Consider the following 5207-nt stretch of genomic DNA (forward strand, 5'->3'; position numbering starts at 1 on the left):
GGGAAAAATCCCAGGAGACTCAACGACAAGCAGGGAACGCCGGTAGGTGCGCACAATCTATAAGATCACCCCCGCTTCGGCCTGGCGCGAGGCCGAGCGGCTGGGCGTGTACCGGGGCAGCGAGGCCGACCAGCGCGACGGCTTTATCCATTTTTCCACAGCTTCGCAGGTCGCAGAGACCGCGCGGAAGCATTTTTTCGGCCAAACCGGCCTGTTCCTGATCGCGGTCGACGCCGACGCGCTCGGCGACGCGCTGCGCTGGGAGCCGTCGCGCAACGACGAGCTGTTTCCGCATCTGTACGGCGAGCTCGATCTCGGCGCGGTCACCGCCATCCTCGACCTGCGCGCGCGGTCGGACGGCTATCACGACATTCCGGAGCTAGGACCGTGATCCGCGCCTTCGACGCCTTTTCGCTGCCGCTGTTGCGCTGGTTCGACCCGGAAGACGCCCATCGCATGGCGATCCATGGCTTGCGGCTGCTGCCGCCGATCAGGCAGCGCGCAGACGATCCGAAACTCGCGGTGCGGGCGTTCGGGCTGAACTTTCCGAACCCGATCGGCATGGCCGCGGGCTTTGACAAGAGCGCGGAGGCGCCGGACGCGCTGCTGCGGCTCGGGTTCGGCTTTGTCGAGATCGGCTCGGTGACGCCGAAGCCGCAAAGCGGCAATCCGCGGCCGCGGCTGTTCCGGCTGGAGCGCGACGAGGCCGTGATCAATCGCATGGGTTTCAACAATGACGGCGCCGAAACCGTGCTGCGGCGGCTCGCCAGCCGCGCGCATCTTTCCGGCATCATCGGCGTCAATATCGGGGCCAACAAGGATTCGGCCGATCGCGTCGCCGATTATGTCAAGCTGATCGAAACCTTTGCGCCGGTCGCAAGCTATTTCACCGTCAACGTCTCCTCGCCGAACACGCCCGGCCTGCGCAACCTGCAGCAATCGGCGGCGCTCGACGATCTCCTGGCCAGGGTGATCGACGCCCGCGAGCGGGTACGGAAAAATGCCGGCGACTCGCCGGTGCTGCTCAAGATCGCGCCGGATCTGAGCCTCGCCGAGCTCGACGATGTCGTCCACATCGCGCGCTCGCGCCGGGTCGACGGCATGGTGGTGGGCAATACGACGCTGGCGCGGACCGCCACCCTGCGCGAGCAGAATCGCGCCAGGGAGCAGGGCGGATTGTCGGGTCGGCCGCTGTTCCGGCTGTCGACGCGGATGGTGGCGGAGACATATGTGCGCGCCGAGGGCGCGTTCCCGCTGATCGGGGTCGGCGGCATCGACTCCGGCGGCGCGGCGCTGACCAAGATCCGCGCCGGCGCCAGCCTGATCCAGCTCTATTCGGCGCTGATCTACAAGGGTCTCGGGCTGGTCGATGACATCAAGAACGATCTGGCCTCGACCCTGCTGCGTACCGGGCGCGACCGGCTGTCGGAAATCGTCGGCGCCGATGCCGCGACGATCACCGCCGAGGACTGGCCGGTCTAGCCTACTCTCGTGCCCCGGATGCAGCGCAACGCGCCGCTCTTGCACTCGGGTCCGCGCTTTGCGCGGCCCGAGCACAGGCTCTGTAGTGCGCTGCTGATCCGGGGCCCATCTCGCGTCGTGGGTCCCGGCTCTGCGGTGCATCGTCGAAGGGACGCTGCACCGCGTCCGGGACACGAGAGCTTCGAAGTGCGCGAACGGAATCCGTTAACTCTTTCCGGTAAACGACGCCCTCAACAGCGCCGGATAGCGCAGGGCTTCCAGCCCGCCGCGGGCGGCGTAATGCACCAGCAGCGCGCCCCACAGCCCGGCATTGCCGAACGATCGCAGCAAAAGCCACGCGGCAAGAAACAGCGCCAGCGACAGTGCCATCAGGTTGCGCATGTCGCGCGCCCAGGTCGCGCCGATATAGACGCCGTCAAGGGCGAAGGCGAATACGGCGAGCATTGGCGAGACGATGACAAAGGGCAGATAGTCGCGCGCGATTCCCCGCACCTCGGCGCTCGCGGTCATGACGTCGATCAGCGCAGGGCCGAACAGCGCGAAGACGGCGGCCACCGCGAGCGCGAAGCCAAATCCCCACAGCACCACCAGCCGTACCGCACCGGCGAATCCGTCCTTGTCGCGCGCGCCATAGGCGCGGCCGCAGAGCTGCTCGGCGGAATTGGCAAGACCGTCGAGGAAGAAAGCGCTGATCAGGAGGAAGTTGTTGAGCACGGCATTGGCGGCAAGCTGCGCGTCGCCCGCGCGCGCGCCTTGCGCGGTGAAAAACAGCCACACCGATATCAGCGCGGCGGTCCGCATCATGATGTCACGGTTGACCGCCAGCATGCGGATCAGCCTGGTCCGGTCGAGCAGTGCGGCACGCGGGAGGGGAGGCCGTCCGTTGCCGAGGCGTCGCGCGATCATGACCCCGAGCACGAGCCCGGCCGCTTCCGCGATGACGGCGGCCATCGCCGCGCCGGCTATTCCGGCGTTCAGGACCAGCACCAGCCACGCGGTCGCCGCGATATTGATGAGGTTGATCGCGATCTGCACGGCAAGCGCAAGCCTTGCGCGCGCCTGTCCGATCAGCCAGCCGAGCACGACATAATTGGCCAGCACCAGCGGCGCCGACCAGATCCGGATGGTGAAGTAAGTCCTGGCGGCGCGCGTGACGCCTTCGCTGCCTCCCATGGTTCCGAGCAGGATCGCGGCCAGCGGAATTTGCAGGGCCACAAGACCCGCGCCGATCAGCGCCGCGACCACGAGGCCCCGCACCAGCAGGGCGCGGATTTCCCGCGGCTCACCGGCGCCCAGCGCCTGCGCGGTGAAGGCCACCGTGCTCATGCGCAGGAATGCGAACAGCCAGAACAGGCAGTCGAAAATCACCGACGCCATCGCCACGCCGCCAAGCAGCGTGGCATCGCCTGATCGTCCGATCGCCGCGGTCGAGACGATGCCGATCAGCGGCGTGGTCAGGTTCGCGACCATCGCCGGACCCGCGATGGCAAACACCTGCGCGGTGGTTACCTGTGATCCGGAAGACAACGGAACTTGCCTGGGAACTTGCCTGCGCGAGACCCTATCGGCCGCGCGGCGTGCCGAACAGCCGCGACAGGAACCAGATCGGGACGACGATCACGGCACCGAGCAGGAAGTAGCGCCACAGCCAGCTGATGGCGTCGAAGCCGAGGTCCCACAGCCGCTGGAACAGCACACGAATGCTGTGGATGATGTTCCAGGGGTCGAAACCGATCGCGGCGAGCACGACGCCGACCAGGATCGACAGCAGCACCAGCCGGAACGCCACCGCCAGCGGCGAGCCGCCGATAAAGCGGTAGAGCCCGTGATGGCTGGCCGGCAAGTCTCTGACGTCGTTTTGCATCGATGGTCTCCCCGCGGGTTCGCCCGCGAACTATAGTTCACGGCAAGGCACATGGGAAACCCGCCCGCCGCCGTCAATGGCTCCCGATGGTCGATTTGTGCTTTGACGTGTTTATCGCGGCATCCGACTTCAGAATCCGCTCCAGCGTTTCCAGCCGGTCGGCCTCGCGCGGCGGCTTGTCCCAGCGCAGCCGGTTGATGCGCGGAAACCGCATCGCGACGCCGGATTTATGGCGCGGCGAGCGCGCCAGCCCCTCGAAGGCTATTTCCAGCACCAGCCCCTGATCCGGCGCGTGCACCACATGCCGGACGGGGCCGAATTTCTCGATAGTGTTGCGGCGGACGAAACGGTCGATCCGCAGCAGCTCCTCATCGGTGAAGCCGAAATAGGCCTTGCCGACCGGCACCAGTTGCTCGCCATCCTCGCCGGAGGTCCAGACCCCGAACGTGTAGTCCGAATAATAGGACGATCGCTTGCCGTGGCCGCGCTGCGCATACATCAGCACGGCATCGATGATATGCGGATCGCGCTTCCACTTCCACCATTGGCCTTTTGGACGGCCCGGCAGATAGGGCGCGTCGCGACGTTTCAGCATCACGCCCTCGACGGCATCCGCATCCTCGCCCGCGCCGGCGCTTGCGGGATCGGCGCGGGCCGCCGTCAGCGCGTCCCAGTGGTCGAAGGCGATGGTCGGCGACAGATCGATGCGGGGGTCGTCCAGGCTCTTGACGAAAGCCTCGAGCCGCGCACGGCGCTCGACGAACGGCAGTTCGCGCAGATCGTTGTCGCCGTCGCCGAGCAGATCATAGGCGCGCAGATGAATGGGATAGTCCTTCATCAGCTTTGGTGAAACCACTTTGCGGTTCAGACGCTGCTGCAGCACATTAAAAGTCTGCACCCGGCCGTCGCGCAGCACCAGCAGCTCGCCGTCGATGGCGAACGGAGCATGATGCCGAAAAGTGCGAAGCGGTTTTCGGGAACCATCATGCTCCAAATCATGGGAATCTTGCAGATGCAGCGACGGCAGCAGGTCCGGAAAACTTTTGGTGATGTCCTCGCCGCTGCGCGAATAAAGCCGGATCACCAGGTCACCGCGCGCGTCGCGGCCACAGACGGCCTGCACGCGGATGCCGTCCCATTTCCACTCCGCGATGAAATCCGAGGCCGCCAGATTGGCGAAATCGGAATCCTCGATCGCATGCGCCAGCATCACCGGTCGGAACGGCGCCGGATCGAGATTGACCGGCTTCTCCGTTCGGCCTTCGAGCCAGGCGAACAGGTCGGCATAGGGCGGCGTGAGGCCCGGCCAGATCAGCTCGACCTCATGCGGATCCTTGTCGCCGAGTGCGGCGGCCGCGGTTTTCGCCAGCCGCGCCGAAATCCCGATCCGCATCGCGCCGGTGACGAGTTTCAGCAGCGCCCAGCGGCCGGTCTCGTCGAGCTCGTCGAGCCAGTGCGCGAGCTGGTTTGGCAGTTCGCTCTTGCCGAGGGTGCGAAGCGTGGTGACGACTTCGGTGAGGGTGGGTGGGGGCGGGTTGTTGTGGCCGACTTCACCTCTCCCGCTTGCGGGGGAGGTCGGATCGCCCGGCAGCGCATTTGCGCTGTCGGACGATCCGGGTGGGGGCTCTTTCTCACCATCGAGCAAGCGGCGCCCCCACCCCGGCCCCCGGATCAAGTCCGGGGCAGGCTCTCCCCCGCAAGCGGGAGAGGGGGAAGCCTTCGGCCACATCAGCGCCACGGTCTCGGAAAGATCGCCGACATAATCATACGACAACCCGAACAGCACGGGATCGGCGCGGTCGGTGATCAAATCGCGGATCAGGCCGGGCTTGGCATGCTTGAACGACAGCGCGCCGGTCAG

The 5207-nt window shown here is 66.2% G+C and carries 5 protein-coding genes; 2 read left to right on the top strand and 3 right to left on the bottom strand.

All coding sequences use genetic code 11. From position 1 onward, the window contains the following. Positions 1 to 46 precede the first annotated feature (46 nt). Both WCE35_RS19775 and WCE35_RS19780 read left to right on the top strand, forming a co-directional pair. On the top strand, positions 47 to 391 hold the full coding sequence (locus WCE35_RS19775) for a DUF952 domain-containing protein (protein ID WP_424595009.1): 345 nt from the start codon (positions 47 to 49) through the stop codon (positions 389 to 391). Then, positions 388 to 1482 (top strand): quinone-dependent dihydroorotate dehydrogenase, encoded by a 1095-nt coding sequence (locus WCE35_RS19780; protein WP_424595010.1) that lies wholly within the window; start codon positions 388 to 390, stop codon positions 1480 to 1482. The genes WCE35_RS19775 and WCE35_RS19780 overlap by 4 nt, the downstream gene beginning before the upstream one ends. A 204-nt stretch (positions 1483 to 1686) precedes the next feature. Here the strand turns inward: WCE35_RS19780 and WCE35_RS19785 are convergent, their stop codons facing one another. The 3 genes from WCE35_RS19785 to WCE35_RS19795 form a co-directional block, all read right to left on the bottom strand. Further along, positions 1687 to 2952 (bottom strand): MATE family efflux transporter, encoded by a 1266-nt coding sequence (locus WCE35_RS19785; protein WP_424595013.1) that lies wholly within the window; start codon positions 2950 to 2952, stop codon positions 1687 to 1689. A gap of 91 nt (positions 2953 to 3043) precedes the next feature. Next, positions 3044 to 3346: a DUF6460 domain-containing protein gene (locus tag WCE35_RS19790; RefSeq protein ID WP_424595011.1), complete on the bottom strand. Its 303-nt coding sequence runs from the start codon at positions 3344 to 3346 to the stop codon at positions 3044 to 3046. Between the two features lie 73 nt (positions 3347 to 3419). Beyond that, a partial coding sequence (locus WCE35_RS19795; protein ID WP_424595012.1) for an ATP-dependent DNA ligase occupies positions 3420 to 5207 on the bottom strand: 1788 nt, incomplete at its 5' end.

Origin of the sequence: Bradyrhizobium sp., assembly GCF_049691595.1 — a bacterium.
GTDB lineage: Bacteria > Pseudomonadota > Alphaproteobacteria > Rhizobiales > Xanthobacteraceae > Bradyrhizobium.